The sequence below is a fragment of the Maribacter sp. HTCC2170 genome, from assembly GCF_000153165.2.
GTDB lineage: Bacteria > Bacteroidota > Bacteroidia > Flavobacteriales > Flavobacteriaceae > Maribacter_A.
The window spans coordinates 2255068-2271248 of record NC_014472.1; the positions used below are offsets into that span (position 1 = coordinate 2255068).

Annotated in this window: 15 protein-coding genes; 5 read left to right on the forward strand and 10 right to left on the reverse strand. The window is 37.1% G+C overall.

The features are described from left to right. Nucleotide 1: 1 nt before the first annotated feature. From FB2170_RS09965 to FB2170_RS17365, 3 genes are all read right to left on the reverse strand, one after another. Entirely contained in the window at nucleotides 2-1765 is a 1764-nt protein-coding gene (locus tag FB2170_RS09965; protein WP_041632790.1) for an aromatic amino acid hydroxylase, read from the reverse strand. A gap of 102 nt (nucleotides 1766-1867) precedes the next feature. Further along, nucleotides 1868-2425, reverse strand: a complete 558-nt coding sequence (locus FB2170_RS09970) for a DUF4136 domain-containing protein (RefSeq protein WP_041633160.1) — start codon at nucleotides 2423-2425, stop codon at nucleotides 1868-1870. 81 nt (nucleotides 2426-2506) lie between these two features. After that, nucleotides 2507-2665 carry a DUF5522 domain-containing protein gene (locus FB2170_RS17365; protein WP_158306089.1) on the reverse strand — a complete coding sequence of 53 codons (159 nt, stop codon included), beginning with the start codon at nucleotides 2663-2665 and terminating at the stop codon, nucleotides 2507-2509. A gap of 208 nt (nucleotides 2666-2873) precedes the next feature. On the opposite strand from FB2170_RS17365, the gene FB2170_RS09975 reads away from it, so the two are divergent. Genes FB2170_RS09975 through hemL form a run of 4 tightly spaced genes read left to right on the forward strand, consistent with a single transcriptional unit; the run spans nucleotide 2874 to nucleotide 6248 of the window. Beyond that, a complete protein-coding gene (locus FB2170_RS09975; protein ID WP_013306432.1) occupies nucleotides 2874-3203 on the forward strand; it encodes a hypothetical protein in 330 nt (109 codons plus the stop codon). Next, nucleotides 3194-4120: a 1-aminocyclopropane-1-carboxylate deaminase/D-cysteine desulfhydrase gene (locus tag FB2170_RS09980; protein ID WP_013306433.1), complete on the forward strand. Its 927-nt coding sequence runs from the start codon at nucleotides 3194-3196 to the stop codon at nucleotides 4118-4120. Before FB2170_RS09975 ends, FB2170_RS09980 begins: the two co-directional genes overlap by 10 nt. Further along, the gene (locus FB2170_RS09985; RefSeq protein ID WP_013306434.1) at nucleotides 4117-4959 is read left to right on the forward strand and encodes a glucosaminidase domain-containing protein; all 843 of its coding nucleotides are present in this window, start codon (nucleotides 4117-4119) and stop codon (nucleotides 4957-4959) included. Before FB2170_RS09980 ends, FB2170_RS09985 begins: the two co-directional genes overlap by 4 nt. Then, nucleotides 4959-6248 (forward strand): glutamate-1-semialdehyde 2,1-aminomutase, encoded by a 1290-nt coding sequence (gene hemL / locus FB2170_RS09990; protein ID WP_013306435.1) that lies wholly within the window; start codon nucleotides 4959-4961, stop codon nucleotides 6246-6248. Before FB2170_RS09985 ends, hemL begins: the two co-directional genes overlap by 1 nt. A gap of 25 nt (nucleotides 6249-6273) precedes the next feature. Here the strand turns inward: hemL and FB2170_RS09995 are convergent, their stop codons facing one another. Further along, nucleotides 6274-6732, reverse strand: coding sequence for a hypothetical protein (locus FB2170_RS09995; RefSeq protein WP_013306436.1), 459 nt, complete (start codon nucleotides 6730-6732; stop codon nucleotides 6274-6276). A gap of 167 nt (nucleotides 6733-6899) precedes the next feature. After that, nucleotides 6900-7067, reverse strand: a complete 168-nt coding sequence (locus tag FB2170_RS17370; protein ID WP_013306437.1) for a hypothetical protein — start codon at nucleotides 7065-7067, stop codon at nucleotides 6900-6902. A gap of 596 nt (nucleotides 7068-7663) precedes the next feature. On the opposite strand from FB2170_RS17370, the gene FB2170_RS10000 reads away from it, so the two are divergent. Continuing rightward, complete coding sequence (locus FB2170_RS10000) at nucleotides 7664-8068, forward strand: hypothetical protein (RefSeq protein ID WP_148232092.1); 405 nt, start codon at nucleotides 7664-7666, stop codon at nucleotides 8066-8068. Between the two features lie 54 nt (nucleotides 8069-8122). Here the strand turns inward: FB2170_RS10000 and FB2170_RS10005 are convergent, their stop codons facing one another. Genes FB2170_RS10005 through FB2170_RS10025 form a run of 5 tightly spaced genes read right to left on the reverse strand, consistent with a single transcriptional unit; the run spans nucleotide 8123 to nucleotide 16153 of the window. Next, nucleotides 8123-9553, reverse strand: coding sequence for an SLC13 family permease (locus FB2170_RS10005; protein WP_013306440.1), 1431 nt, complete (start codon nucleotides 9551-9553; stop codon nucleotides 8123-8125). Nucleotides 9554-9603: 50 nt separating this feature from the next. Continuing rightward, a complete protein-coding gene (locus tag FB2170_RS10010) occupies nucleotides 9604-10998 on the reverse strand; it encodes a c-type cytochrome domain-containing protein (RefSeq protein ID WP_013306441.1) in 1395 nt (464 codons plus the stop codon). A 12-nt stretch (nucleotides 10999-11010) separates the two neighbouring features. Continuing rightward, nucleotides 11011-11889: a sugar phosphate isomerase/epimerase family protein gene (locus FB2170_RS10015; protein WP_049782646.1), complete on the reverse strand. Its 879-nt coding sequence runs from the start codon at nucleotides 11887-11889 to the stop codon at nucleotides 11011-11013. Between the two features lie 14 nt (nucleotides 11890-11903). Continuing rightward, nucleotides 11904-13415 carry a DUF1501 domain-containing protein gene (locus tag FB2170_RS10020; RefSeq protein ID WP_013306443.1) on the reverse strand — a complete coding sequence of 504 codons (1512 nt, stop codon included), beginning with the start codon at nucleotides 13413-13415 and terminating at the stop codon, nucleotides 11904-11906. Next, entirely contained in the window at nucleotides 13415-16153 is a 2739-nt protein-coding gene (locus FB2170_RS10025; protein WP_013306444.1) for a PSD1 and planctomycete cytochrome C domain-containing protein, read from the reverse strand. The genes FB2170_RS10020 and FB2170_RS10025 overlap by 1 nt, the downstream gene beginning before the upstream one ends. Nucleotides 16154-16181: the final 28 nt, after the last annotated feature.

Below are 16181 nucleotides of genomic sequence, written 5' to 3' on the forward strand. Positions count from 1 at the left end.
GTTATGCCACTATACGTTTGTTCACAAGTTCAATACCGTCATCGATCAAATGTCCAACCTTCGGATTGTCCCGCTTGACGTTTTCGAGATGTTTTTTGATTTGATTCGCAAAGTCTTTCTCTTTTTGAATAGTAAGATTCATTTTTGCCAATTCATATAACTCTACGCTTAAAAGCCAATCTTCTGAATGGTTGTTTACAACTTCCTGAAAAACCTTATTTCGTGAGGTAGTGGTGTTTTTGCCAGTTCTAAAATCCCGTACTTGTTGGTATATTTGTTCCAATTGTGTTCTTTCAGGTTTTTTTTCTGGTTTTATTGTAGTCTCGGTAATCCTATGGGTAACCAGATTAAAGCTATTTAAATCTGCGGGACCATTGAACGCGGAGACTATATTTTCGCCAATGGCCATATTGTATAGCTCATCCTTGGATTCAAATAGAATTGTGTCGCCGTGTTTTACTACACAATCTTTGAAAGTGACCAAAATAATTTCTCCTCTTAGGTTACGGGTCCCAGTTATTATTTCTCCTTTTATAGCGATGTCGCCCTCAAAATCTAGAGAAATTGTTTTTCCCTCATATATATTGTATGCTTTTAAATCTCTCGGACTCATATCTTCTATGGCCAAATTAATGCCCTTTAGTTTTCCTAAAGGAGAGCCAAAACCATTAGAGTGATTCTCAATACTATGCCCAACTAGTTCCTTTTCGCGATAGGCCAGGGCCGTGGAACCAACAGTTTGGAAGAAAACAGGTTTGTTCTCGTGTTCAATGACCATTTCGAAATTACCCGAAACTTGAAGTCCGGTACTTAATTCTATCGTGCCTAGCTCTCTTGAATTGATAAGTTTTTTAATACCACTTAAACCACCTTTTCGCAAAGCCATTTTATTGGCGAATTCTTCCAAAACTTGACTTAAAAAAGCGAAATCAGGCGTGACGAACAATTGAGGTTGAGGTTTTGTGATGTCAAATGGCGTATGCGCTGCTTCAATTGAGTAGGGCCTTTTATTGACCTTCTTCGTCATGCACCAAGCACTTTCCCCTATTGAGGATAAAAGGCCAGCGCCATAGATTTTTGGACTTTCAACTGTTCCAATTAAGCCATACTCCACCGTCCACCAATGTAGATTTCTAATGAGGGTAATTTCACTGGGTTCGCCCATGTTCTTTTGTAATTTCTCAATATGTTTCTCTGCAGTATTAATATCACTTTCAGGAGTATCGAATGCTTCTTTGATAATAGAGAGGTGGCGCACTGCTTCATACAGTTCAAAATCTTTGGAGCTTGAAATGGCCTTACTGCCTATTTCACCAAAACGACGTAAGTACTCGGCATATTCTGGATTTGCGATTATAGGCGCATGACCAGCTCCTTCATGAATAATATCTGGGGCGGGAGTATATTCAATATTATCTAATTGACGAATATCCGAGGCAATGACCAACACGTTGTACGCCTGGAATTCCATAAAGGCGGATGGCGGAATAAATCCATCTACAGCAACTGCCGCCCATCCAATTTCTTTCAAGATTCTGTTCATACCATACATGTTTGGTATGTTATCCACAGATATTCCTGTTTTCTTCAATCCGTCCAAATAAGAGGAATGCGCAACTTTACTTAAATAATCCACATTTTTACGCATTACGTAACGCCATACGGCCTGGTCAATAGCAGAATAATCACTATAGTCTTGCGGCTTTATATACTGTTGTAAGTGCTTGGGTAGCTTGTCTAATATTGGATTGCTTTCGTATAACACTTGTTTAGGAATTAAGGTTTAAGTAAAGTTACGAAATGATCAAAGAAAAGGCATTGATAGTTTTAAGGCATAAAAAAACCGCCAATAAAGGCGGTTCATTACTTATTTTGAAGAGTTCCCGGGAGGATATTGATTTAGAATTTCGGTAACAAATTCTCTTATGCGTTCTTCTTTCTTTTCAATATTTTTCGTGTTTCCAATGGTTCCAATACCTTTTCCTTGCCACACTAGTTCTTTGCTTTTGGAGTCTATTAGGTCTATATACAGTGAACCTTGAGTTCGTGTGCTCACGCTGTTTCCATAATAACCAGGTCCTCCCCAATACCATGGACTCCATCCCCAGCCATAACGACCACCCCAATAATTATTGTAAACATCTACCTGTTCCCGCTCTTTAGTGAATATACTCACTAAAATATCTGGATCTTGTGATTTTGTCATTCCCCTTGATGACATTTCTGCATCAATGGCCTTTAATATTCTTTTCTTGTCGAGGTCAGATATATGGGCTTTGTCGATTCCGGTTTTATAAAACGCATAAGTTTTGTAACCGTTGAAATTGGCTTCTTTGTCATAATCTGATAAAACACGAACCGATACGCAGGAGCTTAAAAAAAGCAGTACTACAATTGGTAGTGCGAAAATTTTCATAGTTTTCATAACTGTTATTTTTTTTGGAATTAATGCAATTAGTCTAATACTAAAAATTAATCTCAAAAATCATGCCGAATACCCCAAAATTCATTGCGAATTTGTTTTTGGGTCATAGCCATAAGGGCAATGCCTACAGCCACTTTCGCAACAATAACCCCTTTTAAGATGATACTTCTCTGTGAAGACCCGGTAACCTTCTTTGGATAGATAAAAGTCACCTTCTTCAGGCTCTATAAATTCTTTCATTTACAATGGTATGGTAATTGTCATAACAATGTAAAATTAATACAATCTTTTGATAAACTATTTTGATTATTGTTTGAATACCACTGTTTTAAAGGTGTTTATATTATTTGTATTTTTAATTCTTATTATTGAATAACAGAATCAATTTTAACGAATTCGGTACATTTTTGACAATTATCTTTGACAATAGTCGTTTAAAAGCTGATTTATGATTTTAATCTTTAAACATTTTTTTTATAAGAATTACGTTGGTCTTTCGTTTTGGCCTTTCATTTTTCTAAAGAATGATTCCTTGAAGGAAGATGTTTTTCTGATAAATCATGAAAAAATTCATTTGGAGCAGCAGAAAGAGCTACTCATTATTCCCTTTTACATTTTCTATATTGCAGAATGGTTGGTAAGAAGTGTATACTATTTTGATTGTTATAAAGCATACCAAAATATTAGCTTTGAACGGGAGGCCTATCTACATGAGAAAGATCTTGATTATATTAAGAACCGTAAGGTATTCAGCTTTATTAAATATCTTTGGCACTGAATTCTGGACTAGTGCGAATTGAGAATCAAATAATAAATCTTCCCATTCTTGAAGAGAAAAAAATAACACTCTTTATTAAAAGAGAGGACAAAATACACCCAGTAATCTCCGGAAATAAATTTCGAAAACTTAAGTATAATCTCAAAGAGGCCAAGAATAGCAGCTATAAAGGGTTGTTGACCTTTGGTGGTGCCTATTCCAATCATATTGCTGCCGTGGCTTGCGCTGCAAATGAAAACAATCTGGCCAGTATAGGAATCATTAGGGGAGAGGAATTGGCCTTTAAGTGGCAGGATAATCCAACTTTACAGCAGGCGGTTGATTTTGGAATGCAATTGAAATTTGTATCTAGATCGGATTATAGGAAAAAAGATTCTCCTGTATTTATTGAAAAATTGGGTCAAGATTTTCCAGAGTATTATTTGGTTCCTGAGGGTGGTACCAATGAACTTGCGGTTAAGGGTTGTACCGAAATATTGACTTTCAAGGATGAGACATTTGATCTGATTTGTTGTGCGGTTGGTACGGGCGGAACTATATCTGGATTGATCAATTCCATCAAGCCAAAACAACGGGTCCTTGGTTTTCCTGCTTTGAAAGGAGATTTTTTAAGAGAAGATATTTGTAAATTTGCGGCAAACCGTGATTGGGATTTGCAACTGGATTACAATTTTGGTGGTTATGCCAAGGTAACTCCTGAACTTATCAGGTTTATAAATGAGTTCAAAAAAACGACAGATATACCTTTGGATCCAGTTTATACTGGCAAAATGATGTTTGGAATAGTTGAGATGGTCAAGAATGATGTTTTTAGAGAGGGTACAAAACTATTGGCGATACATACTGGTGGTTTACAAGGAATAGAAGGGATGAACCGTATATTGAAAAAGAAAGATTTACCATTAATTGATTTATGATAAAAAGACTAATAGTAATTGCTTTGTTAGGAACGGTGTTTATGGGCTGTAAAGCTAAAAAACGCACAACATATGGAGAAAGGGAGAAGCAGAAAACTGTTTCGGTAAAGAAAATAACCAATACAAAGAAATATACATCTGATAGGTTGTATCCACTCCCAGAGGATACAGGAAGATTCCAAAGATTCACTATTTCTTCAGTGCAGGAGTATATCAATACCTTTTCAGAAATTGCCCAATATGAAATGAAAGCTTATGGGATTCCGGCAAGCATAACCTTGGCACAAGGGTTACTCGAAAGCGGCCTGGGAAAAGGTGAATTGGCAGTTAAAACCAATAATCATTTTGGAATAAAATGTCATAAGGGATGGCAAGGTGACTACGATTTTCATGATGATGATGAAAAGGGTGAATGCTTTAGAAAATACAATCATCCCATGTATTCATATCGCGACCACAGCGAATTTTTATCAAATAGGTCCCGATATGCATTTTTGTTCGACTATAGTTCAAGAGACTATAAAAGATGGGCAAAAGGGTTGAGACAAGCTGGCTATGCTACCGATAAAAGATACCCTCAAAAATTGATTTATTTAATTGAGAAGCATCAATTGAATAAGTTTGACAAGGGGGTCAAGCTGAACAGTTCAATTGCAAAAGCTGGATCCAAGCAATACGAAAACAAAATCCACATAGTCAAAAAAGGAGATACATTGTATTCAATATCAAGAAGATATTTTGTTTCTGTTGAAGAAATAAAACGATTGAACAAGATGAATTCAAATAACTTGGCTATTGGACAACAACTTACCGTAAAGACAGAATCAACCAAAAAATAATGATCTATAAAAGAAGCAGTGCCTTGTTTTCAGAGGCAAAAAAATATATTCCAGGAGGAGTGAATTCCCCAGTACGTGCTTTTAAGGCTGTTGGGGGAGACCCTATTTTTGTAAAAAGTGCCAAAGGTGCTTATTTATATGATGAGGATGATAATAGGTTAATAGATTATATCGCATCATGGGGTCCATTAATTCTTGGTCATGCATTTGAGCCGGTTATCAATGCAGTAATTGAAAAAGCAAAAAAGGGAACTTCATTTGGTATGCCAACCGAAATAGAAACTGAATTAGCAAAATTAGCAGTTTCAATGGTCCCGAATATTGATAAGATTCGTTTTGTAAATAGTGGAACTGAAGCTTGTATGAGTGCTGTTCGTTTGGCGCGTGGCTATACTGGGAATGATAAAATTATAAAGTTTGCTGGGTGTTATCATGGTCATTCAGATTCGTTTTTGATTCAAGCTGGTAGTGGTGCTGTTACTTTTGGAAGTCCAAATAGTCCTGGTGTTACCCAAGGTACAGCTAAAGATACTTTGCTAGCAACTTACAATGATTTGGAAAGTGTTAAGGCACTTACCCATGCAAATAAAGGTGAAATTGCTGCAGTTATTATAGAACCTGTTGCTGGGAATATGGGTTGTATTATTCCTTCGGAAGAATTTATAAAAGGACTGCGCGAACTTTGTACTCGAGAAAATATACTATTGATTTTTGATGAGGTGATGACAGGTTTCCGATTGGGAAAAGGAGGAGCTCAAGAAGTTTTAGGTATTGATGCAGACATTGTCACTTTTGGAAAAGTAATTGGAGGGGGTTTGCCCGTTGGAGCTTTTGCTGCCCGAAGCGAGATAATGAGTCAGTTGGCACCAGATGGGCCCGTGTACCAAGCTGGGACTTTAAGCGGTAACCCTTTGGCGATGAGTGCAGGACTGGCAATGTTAACCGAACTGAACAACAATCCTGAAATTTTTTGGAGCCTTGCAGATAAAACAGCTTACCTACATAAGGGTCTTGAAAAAGTATTGATAGAAAATGAAGTTTCGCATCAAATTAACCGTTTCGGAAGTATGATATCTGTACATTTTACGGATGAGCCTGTTATTGATTTTACATCTTCCGCCAAAGGGAATAATGAGACTTTTAAGAAATATTTTCATGGTATGCTCGAGCAAGGAGTATATCTACCACCAAGTGCCTTCGAAAGTTATTTTTTAAATGATGCAATCAGTTATGATGATATAGATCAGACAATTATTGCATTACAGAAGATAGTTGACCAATTGAAATAAAAAAAGGCGCATAACGCGCCTTTTTTTAGTGTTTTCTTTTTCCTTTTTCTCCTTTGAGATGTCGGTGCTTTTTGTGTTCTCCCCTTTTCTTACGATGAGTCTCCCATTTTTCAAATTGCTCAGGAGTCAGAATGTCTTTTAGAGATGCTTTATGGGCAATAGCCGCGTCTAATCGAGCTTTCTTCATTGCATAGATTTCATCCGAAGTTGGTTTTTTCTGCTCACTTGATTCCTTAGCAGCTTTTCGCTCTTCCATTTTGGCTTTACTTTGTTCAGCATTTTCCAAATTAAGAGCTTGGATTTTATTTTGTTGGTTACTGGTCAAATCCAAAGCCAATGTCATTTTTTTTGTTTGAAGCGTGGCCATTTGTTCAGCGGTCATACTTTTGAAATCACCTCTATGTCCTTTTTCACCTCTTTCACCTCGCTGAGCCACAGCTGTAAACCCTGCCATCAGCATAATTGCAATCAATACTTTTTTCATGTTATTTGTTTTTATGATTTTGATGTTTAGACCTTGTAAAATATAATAGGTTTAGTGTGTGTCTTTGATTTAGCTTATTATTAACGTTTAGGTTACGGGGTAATAAAATAAAAGAGGGTCTGGTATTACCAGACCCTCTTTATAAGGTTAAGTTGTATTGGTATAGGTTATTTAAGCTTTAGTGCCTTGTCAAATTTAACATCCTCCATCTTCAATTCTGCAATTTCCTTACTCGTTTCATTATCAAACTGATTGTCATTACCAGTAATATGGTATGCAAATGTTGCAGTTAAAAAACAAACGAAATAAACAAGACTCTTTACTTTATATGACATGATTTTTGGTTTTGATTCTACATCGAAGATAACTGTTGAAACACCTCAAAAAATCCCATTGTTGCCAAATGATACTAAAAACAATGTGAAATAACTGTTTTGTGTTGTTAGACGTTTTCGGTTATCGGATTAATATGTAATTGGTCGTTTAGACTACTTTTAGAATTGGAATTAAGTAAGTTTAGCTACTAAAATTTAAGATGTTGTGTAACATTTTGATTTTATATCAGTCTTATTAGTAGAGAATTTTCATTTTTCAATTTTCGAATTAGTCTATGAATAAAGCTGTTGCAACGCAATGGCTTTATTTTATTGGCGATAATTTTAAATAATTCATCGATTAACGGTACAAATTGCGGCTCTTAACAAAAAGATAACATTGGAAAGTCGATTTATTTCCTTCATAAAAATCACTGTAAAAACCTGCTTTGCAACTAAAACTTAAATGACGTAATTATCAACTTGATAATTTAACAATATGGTTTTTGCGAAATTCATTTTCGAAGTCATTAAAATTGCTCTTATTCAATAGGTTAGGGACAATAATAACCTTGAATATGTGTTATATCTTTGCCTTGAATTTAACCACAGGTGTTATGAACAAAAGAACAATTTTATTAAGTTTTACGGCTGGTCTATTATTTGCACACGGGATGTTTGCAAATGACCCAAATACAGAAAAATTAGATATCAATACCATTGAGTATATAGAAGATGATATGGACTTTGAACTTGGCTTTGATACTGCTGATTACCTTCCAGAAGGTTTTGATGCCAACCAAGTTTATTTCAATATCAATTCAATTGATTATATAGAAGAGGAATTGGCATTTGAATTGAATACACAGGAGAATCTTCCAGAAGGATTCAGCGCATATGCATATCCTTCAGATGTGCAAAGTATTAACTATATAGATGAAAAAGATTCTTTCGATTTTAGTTTGAATCCAGATTGGAAATCAAAAACTAAATTCAGAATACAGACAGAACTTTCAAAGTAAAGTTTTAATTATTTAATTAGCTAGGAACCCTCGTTTTAAACGGGGGTTTTGTTTTTAGAACAACATTGGGATAATAAATTGAAACATTACAACCAGTATGGCAACTGATATTAAATTCAATATAATTCCTGCTCGAGCCATTTGATGCACTTTGATATACCCACTGGCAAATACAATAGCGTTGGGAGGTGTGGCCATTGGTAACATAAATGCACAACTGCTTGCCATTGTTACGGGAATCAATAAATATAATATAGGTATTTCTAGACCTATTGCTATTCCTGCCACAACAGGAGCCAAAACAGCAACCAAGGCAACATTGCTCATTAATTCTGTCATAAAAAGCATTAAGAAAATCAAAAGAACAGCTGTAAACAAGATACTGATTTCACTTGAGGCAATAGCATTGGCCACAACATCGACGATACCACTCACATTCATGCCTTTGGCCAAAGCCAAACCACCGCCAAAAAGAATAAGAATGCCCCAAGCAAGTTTATGTGTGTCACCCCAATTGATCAAGAAATCACCTTTTTTTAAGTTGTAGGGTATTGCAAATAAGGATACAGCGGCTATCATACTTATTATTGTATCGGACAATCCTAGATCTGGAAAGATTTTATTGATCAGTGTTCTGAATATCCATAGAAAGACGGTCACACCAAAAATGATAAGGACCATTTTTTCTTTTCCACTCATTGTGCCTAATTTTTCTAGTTCGTCATTGATAACATTCTTTGAAGCTGCAAACTTAAGTTGTCCGCTCGGGAACATCCATTTGACCAAGACTAAATAACTGATCACTATCATTACTGCAGAAAAAGGAACACCAATGACCATCCATTTTAAAAAGGAAATTTCGATGTTGTATTGATTTTCCAATAAGCCTATCATTACCGAATTTGGCGGTGTGCCAATTACAGTTGCAATACCCCCAGCATTTGCGGAAAATGCAATTCCTAGCATTACACTTAATGCGAAATTTTTGTCTTTTTTGGTGAAACCATCTTCGTCATCTATAAGTAAACCTATAACCGACATGGCGATGGGTAACATCACAACAGTACTGGCTGTATTGCTTATCCACATACTTAAAGATGCTGTAGCAATCATGAATCCTAGCACTACCTTGTTGGGTGTGGTCCCTGTGATTTTGATAATGGTCAGTGCTATGCGTTTATGTAGATTGACTTTTTCTAACGCCAATGCCATTACAAAACCTCCAAAGAATAGAAAAATTATTGGACTACCATAATTGGCCCCAACTTCGGCTATGGGGATTATATCCAATAAAGGAAAAAGGATCAATGGCAATAAAGCAGTTACTGAAATTGATACAGCTTCGGTAATCCACCAAATAATCATCCAGAGGGCAATAGCGATTACGGCATCACCTTTTTCTGAAATCAAAATAGTTGGTAGATTGGTGAATAAGAAAAAAAGGATTGGACCTAAAAAAAGACCCAGTTTGCGACTGATGTTCATGTTGGTTTATTAGTGCCCCTAAGCTATGTTATTTCTGCCTTTTTTAAAAGTTAATAGATAATGGAATCTGAGGCTATACCCGGTAATTCGTAATTGCCTAAGTCAATAATGACTTGGGGAAGATTAAGATTTTGTATGCTCTGAGGGTCGATATTTGTATTATGTAGAAATACTTGCTTTAGGTTTTCGATTGATTCCAATTTCTTCAGATTAGATGCATTGAACTTTGTGCTTGTAAGGTTTAATGATTTTAAATGAGCAAGTTTTGACAACTGTTCAACCTTACTTCCATCTATTAAAGTGTTATCCAATTTTAAGATTGTGATATGGGGGAATTTGGATAAATCCTCAAAAACATTATCTGTTATTAAGGTCTTACCTATATCCAGTACTGCAATTTGTTCAGTAATGGATTTTAAAAGACTCAAATTATCATTGGAAAAATCAGGCTTATTTACGCATGATACTCGAAGAAAATTAGATTCCTTACTTATTTTTTCGACATGAAATCCAACTTTCTTTATGGCGTTGATGGAATCAATATTTGCTTCCAAAATTGCAATATTTGGATAATCATAATTCTCTTCTTTTGGAAAATAGGCTAGGAACAACTCCTTATGCACTTCTAATTCTCCAATCGTTGCTTCAAAAGGATTTCCCATGTCAATCCATGTTTCTATCAGTTTAACGTCCTCTTTAGTAAGTTGCTTTTTTTCTTTGGGAGGCATATGATCTTCATCATCATCAGGTAAAATCAATCGTGTGAAAAGATCGCTTTCGCTACTATTGTTGGCCAAGATAATTTCGCCATTTTCCCCACCATTCAAAATTCCTTCTTTAGTGCTTAAAATAAGTTCTCCTTTGGCCTTCTTGGGGTTATGACAACTTACACATTTATTGTTTAGAATAGGGTCAATTATATCTTCATAAAAAATCTTGTCTTCCCAATTTTCATTATTCAGCGTTATTATTTTTTCTTCATAGGTTTCAAAGCCTAGTGCTGATTTCATCGAATTAGGAAGAGGCTCTACCAAATAATCAGCGCCGTGGGTAATATTACCTCCCAAGTGTCCTGTACATGAAATCAGGATTAAAATAATAACGACCAGTACCTTGGTAGGAATTCTTTTTATGATATCTATTTTGTTTTTCTCTGTTAATCGTAGATACATGAGGAAAGAAAACAATGCGGTGATGATGCCCAACCAAAGATGACTTTTGATGGTATCAAAGGCATAACCTTCACTGGTATACTGTAAATAACCTGTGATACATGCCAACACAGCACTGATAGTTGCCCAAAAATATATTAATGTTATTGCTTGACTATATTGTCCTTTTTTGCGATTGTACCACTGTAACAGCAAGCCCAGGACAATGAAACCTATAGGTAAATGAACAAGTAATGGGTGCAATCTACCCAAGAGTTGTTTTATAATATCCATTACTTATTATTTTTATTCAAGGGACATTCTGTCTTTAATGGCGTTCATTATAAAAACATTGGCCCTCCATTGGTCAGCAACGGGAATACGCGTATAGGGTAATACGGGCAAATAGTTCGGAGGACCGAATTCAGTAGTTATTGTGACGACCTTATTTCCTTTCCTCCATTCTTTTTTAATCACGGTTTCCCAAATATCCATATGCCGACTTAGGGCTGATTTCCATTCTGGAGCTTCGGGGTCGTTCACCTGCGGTCCTTCAGCATGCCCAACTCTTGCGTGAATATGTTTCGATTTCTCAATAACCTCTTCCAGCAGTACATCCTGTCCATGTAAAAGCGATTCGTGAACAACCATCCAATGGCTAATATCCAGTGTAAGGTTTAAATCAGATATTGCTTTTAAATAGGTATTGGTATCAGGCAAATTGTAACTAAATCTACCTCTATGGGTTTCATGATAAATAGGAATCCCACTTTCTTTACTGATTTTATTGGCGGCATCTATAAAGGCTTTGTTTTGTTCGAAAGAAAAAAAGTCGCTACCAGTATGACAATTAATATATACAGGATTCCATTCAATCAAGGTGTTAAAATGTTTTTTATAGGCTTCAAGACCATCCTCAAAGGGTAATGACCTATTTGTACCATTGAGAAAGGCCACCGCCAACCCATATTTTTTCAAAGCAGCTTTTAGTTGTATTTGATTTTCTTTTTCTGAGGGAAACCAAACTTCGATACCATCATAACCTGAAACTTTTGTTCGCTCGCAAAAGGCATCCCACGAAAGCTCATTTCCCCAGTTGGTCTGAAAAAACATAATCGATTTATCTACTTGGCTATAACTGGATAATGTTAATAAGAGAAAGAAGTTTAGTAAAAGTTGTTTCATATAGATAGATTTTTCTATGCTAGAATTTCTTTAATAACTTCCCCTTCGACATCGGTCAACCTAAAATGTCTTCCCTGAAATTCAAAGGTGAATTGTTCATGATCAAAACCGAGTAAATGCATTATTGTAGCATGCACATCATGCACCGAAACCCGTCCTTCAGTTCCTGAAAAGCCTATGTCGTCTGTTTTACCATGTGAAGCGCCTTTTTTTATACCTCCGCCGGCTATCCACATAGTAAATGCATCACCATGATGGTCTCTCCCCTTAAATGCCATTTTTTTGTTGCCCCGATTCTCTTGCATAGGCGTTCTACCGAATTCACCGCCCCAAACTATAAGAGTTTCGTCTAGCAAGCCCCTTTGTTTAAGATCGAGTATCAGAGCAGTAATAGGGCGGTCAATTTCCCTACACTTGTTACGTAGCCCTATGTCGATAGATCCTTCACGAATATTTCCATGGGTGTCCCAGCCCCAGTCAAAAAGTTGCACAAAACGTACGCCATCTTCTACCAATTTACGGGCCAGAAGGCAGTTGTTCGCAAAAGATTCCTTTCCAGGTTCTACTCCGTACATCTGCTTTATGTCTTCCGGTTCATTGTTGATGTTCATTACTTCGGGTACCGCAATTTGCATGCGATATGCCATTTCATATTGATTGATGCGAGCCAGAATTTCGGGGTCAGCATATTTTAAATACTCTTCTTTATTGATTTTGTTGATGGCATCAATAGTACTTTTTTTAAGGTCTCTAGTTATCCCATCTGGGTCTTTGATGTAGAGCACAGGGTCACCCTTTGAGCGGCATTGAACTCCTTGATATACCGAAGGTAGAAACCCACTTCCCCATACACTTTTTCCTGCATCAGGTGAATTGCCGCCCGATGTTAGCACTACAAATCCAGGTAAGTTCTGATTTTCAGACCCCAACCCATAAGTGGCCCAAGATCCAATACTTGGCCGACCCAATCGTGCACTACCAGTATGCATAAATAGCTGTGCGGGACCATGATTGAATTGATCGGTGTGAACAGCCTTTAAAAAGGCAACATCATCAACTACTTTCTTGAAATGAGGTAAATAATTGGAAACCCAGTTGCCCGATTCACCTTCTTGTTTGAATTTAGCTTGAGGACCCATTAGTTTGGGAGTTCCTTTAATAAAAGCGAATTTTTTACCCTCTAAAAGCGATTGAGGACAGTCTTGCCCATCCAATTTTTGGAGTGCTGGTTTATAATCGAACATTTCCAATTGGGAGGGTGCACCTGCCATATGTAGATAAATGATCGACTTAACTTTTGGGCTATAAGGAGGAGCCAATGTAGCAAGTGGATTCAAATCACGCTCTGCAAAAGTAATTTGGTTTTTTTTAGTGGGTTTCCCAAATGAGTCACATCCCATGAAAATGGAGCTCAGCGCAAGCCCCCCAATACCTTGAGTGCAATTTTTCAGAAAATGCCTGCGTGTTTTTGACTCGGTTTCGCGGGCAAGTTTTTCTTGAATCAATCTATTTATAAGATCTTCCATTAGGCTTTCGTTAAAAATTCATCCAAATTCATAATGGCATTGGCCACTAGGGTCATAGCACTTAGTTGTGGCGTTGGTTTTTCTTCAAAATGAAGAAATAGTTCGGTGGCTTCCAAATTACCAGTAAATTCACTCAAAGAGTTTGTATACAACTTTTTCAAAGTAGTAAGAGTTGTAGAAGTTATTTTAGAAAGGGTAGCTGTTTCATAGGCCTTTGTGATACTTGCATTGATATTATCTGCTTCAAAAGTATTTTTTGCCAATTGATATGCAGCTTCAAGATAAACAGGGTCGTTTAAGGTCACAAGGGCCTGTAATGGAGTATTGGTCACAGTTCTTCGAATTGTACACACTTCTCTACTACCGGCATCAAAGGTTAAAAATGAAGGGTACGGACTCGTTCGTTTCAAATAGGTGTAAACGCCCCTGCGGTAGCGATCTTCACCTTTGCTTTCGGCCCATCTGGCACCATTATATACGGTCTGCCAGACACCTTCAGGTTGTGGTGGCATTACTCCCGGACCATACATTTTGTTACTTAATAGTCCGGAAACTGCCAAGGCTTGATCCCGAATTTGTTCGGCACCCAGGCGTATTCTTGGACCTCGCGCATACAATTCATTTTCTGGATCTGTTTGATACATCTCTGGGGTACTCTCAGAACTTTGGCGATAGGTGCCCGATAACACGATTTCTTTAATCAGTGATTTTATGCTCCAATTATGTTCGTTCATAAATCGTAATGAGAGCCAATCCAATAATGCAGGATGTGAGGGTGGTTCGGATTGAGACCCTATATCCTCAATTGTAGACACAAGGCCTCGCCCATAGATTTGATGCCACACACGGTTCACCAAGGTGCGCGCTGTCAATGGATTTTTTTTGTCCACAATCCATTTTGAAAGTCCCATACGATCATTTGGCCAACTGGGGTTCCATGTATTGAGGGATTCCGGCGTTCCGGGGTGAACGGTATCTGTTTTTACCAGCCAGTTTCCTCTATCAAAAACCTGTGTAGTTCGCTGCATATAATCGGGATTCTCGGCCATAATGGGTACTGTTTCAGTATTGGCATTTAGGGCATTCAAAAAAGCAGTATTTACTACATCCCAACCTGGTAGATCTTTCCCTGGCATATCTTCTATAAACCCTAGCCAATATACATTCACAATATTTACTTCTTTTGCAACAGATTTGTTATGGGTTTCAATGTAGAGATTGACCTTCTTATCTGTTTTTTGAATTGGAAACTGGGATGTGGTATTTTTTTTGGTTTTGTTAATGGTAAATTCGGCCAAAATAGGACCATTTGCATCTTTCTCTCGAATTATCATCTTTGTACCATCATAATGTGAACGATAATTGAGGTATACGTAACTCGCTTTATTAGTATAAGCGTTTTCCGCAATACAATTGCCATCGTCCCAAAATACAACTGAGGCATGGTCATCATATACACTATTTACAAATTCCTTGAAAAAGTGTGACTTATAAACTGGCTCGGTAAACTGTAAAAAGTTCTTATAGGTTGTATGTTGATTCTTTGTTCCATTTTTAGAGGTCCATTCGAGAACTTTGTCCACTTGTTTTTGATTTTCTGTGGAATAAAATTTCAATACGGGCGATTCACTGGGCGTATCTTCGTCCCGCGAGTTATTAAAGTAAGCCATCAACTTATAATAATCTTCATGCTTAAAAGGATCGTATGGGTGGCTATGACACTGTACACATCCAATAGTAGTACTTTGCCAAACCTCAAATGTTGTATTCACCCGGTCGATTACGGTGGCCATTCTATATTCTTCATCATCGGTACCACCTTCATCGTTGTTCATAGTATTTCTATGGAATGCAGTAGCGATAAGCTGGTCGATAGAAGGGTTAGGTAATAAATCTCCCGCTAATTGTTCAATTGTGAATTGATCATAGGGCAAATTCCTGTTAAAGGCTTTAATGACCCAGTCCCGGTATTGCCAAATGGATCTACCCATGTCTTTTTCATACCCTTTTGAATCTGCATAGCGCGCAAGATCAAGCCACCAAGTCGCCCATTTTTCGCCATAGGTATCTTGTGTCAACAGGCTATCAACCAGAGATTCATAAGAAAGTTCATCATTTTCAAAACGCTTTGAAAGTTCTTGATTTGGTGGTAGACCGGTAATGTCCAAAGCCAATCGTCTTGCTATAACATTTTTTTCAGCGGGAGCGTTGGGTTGGATTTCTTCACTATCAAGTCGAGTCAAGATAAAATTATCAATGCTGTTTTTTAGGAATTCCGAAGCTTTGTCCGATGAAAAACCTGCTTCTGAAGTTCTAATAGGAACTTCTACCTTTTCAGGAAGAGTGTACGCCCAATGTACACCCCATTTGGCTCCCTGGTCTACCCAGCGGGTTAAAAGATCTATTTCCTCGTCAGATAATTTAGGTTTCTCATAAGGCATTCTGAGTTCAGTATCATCCGAAGTCAATCGCTTTATCATCTCACTGCCGTGAGCAACTCCTGGAATAATCGAGGGCTGCCCCGATTCAGTAGTGCTTAATGCCTCATCTTCGAACAAAAGACTAAAGCCACCATTCTTTTTTACGCCACCATGACAAGAGATGCAGTGGTTATTTAAAATTGGTTTAATATCAGCACTAAAATCGATTTCTTTTTGAGGTTTAAGATTGTTCCACAGAAAAACTAAGCCAATTAAGACTAGCAGAGCAATAAGCACTTTAAAAACGACTTTTTTCATCACCTATCAGGAAATATCCACAACCAGC

What these genes read in the sequence shown, in the direction of transcription:
- FB2170_RS09970 (WP_041633160.1), bottom strand. Translation starts at nt 2,425, where the DNA reads ATGAAAACTATGAAAATTTTCGCACTACCAATTGTAGTACTGCTTTTT.
- FB2170_RS17365 (WP_158306089.1), bottom strand. Translation starts at nt 2,665, where the DNA reads ATGAAAGAATTTATAGAGCCTGAAGAAGGTGACTTTTATCTATCCAAA.
- FB2170_RS09975 (WP_013306432.1), top strand. Translation starts at nt 2,874, where the DNA reads ATGATTTTAATCTTTAAACATTTTTTTTATAAGAATTACGTTGGTCTT.
- FB2170_RS09985 (WP_013306434.1), top strand. Translation starts at nt 4,117, where the DNA reads ATGATAAAAAGACTAATAGTAATTGCTTTGTTAGGAACGGTGTTTATG.
- hemL (WP_013306435.1), top strand. Translation starts at nt 4,959, where the DNA reads ATGATCTATAAAAGAAGCAGTGCCTTGTTTTCAGAGGCAAAAAAATAT.
- FB2170_RS09995 (WP_013306436.1), bottom strand. Translation starts at nt 6,732, where the DNA reads ATGAAAAAAGTATTGATTGCAATTATGCTGATGGCAGGGTTTACAGCT.
- FB2170_RS17370 (WP_013306437.1), bottom strand. Translation starts at nt 7,067, where the DNA reads ATGTCATATAAAGTAAAGAGTCTTGTTTATTTCGTTTGTTTTTTAACT.
- FB2170_RS10000 (WP_148232092.1), top strand. Translation starts at nt 7,664, where the DNA reads ATGAACAAAAGAACAATTTTATTAAGTTTTACGGCTGGTCTATTATTT.
- FB2170_RS10005 (WP_013306440.1), bottom strand. Translation starts at nt 9,553, where the DNA reads ATGAACATCAGTCGCAAACTGGGTCTTTTTTTAGGTCCAATCCTTTTT.
- FB2170_RS10010 (WP_013306441.1), bottom strand. Translation starts at nt 10,998, where the DNA reads ATGGATATTATAAAACAACTCTTGGGTAGATTGCACCCATTACTTGTT.
- FB2170_RS10015 (WP_049782646.1), bottom strand. Translation starts at nt 11,889, where the DNA reads ATGAAACAACTTTTACTAAACTTCTTTCTCTTATTAACATTATCCAGT.
- FB2170_RS10020 (WP_013306443.1), bottom strand. Translation starts at nt 13,415, where the DNA reads ATGGAAGATCTTATAAATAGATTGATTCAAGAAAAACTTGCCCGCGAA.
- FB2170_RS10025 (WP_013306444.1), bottom strand. Translation starts at nt 16,153, where the DNA reads ATGAAAAAAGTCGTTTTTAAAGTGCTTATTGCTCTGCTAGTCTTAATT.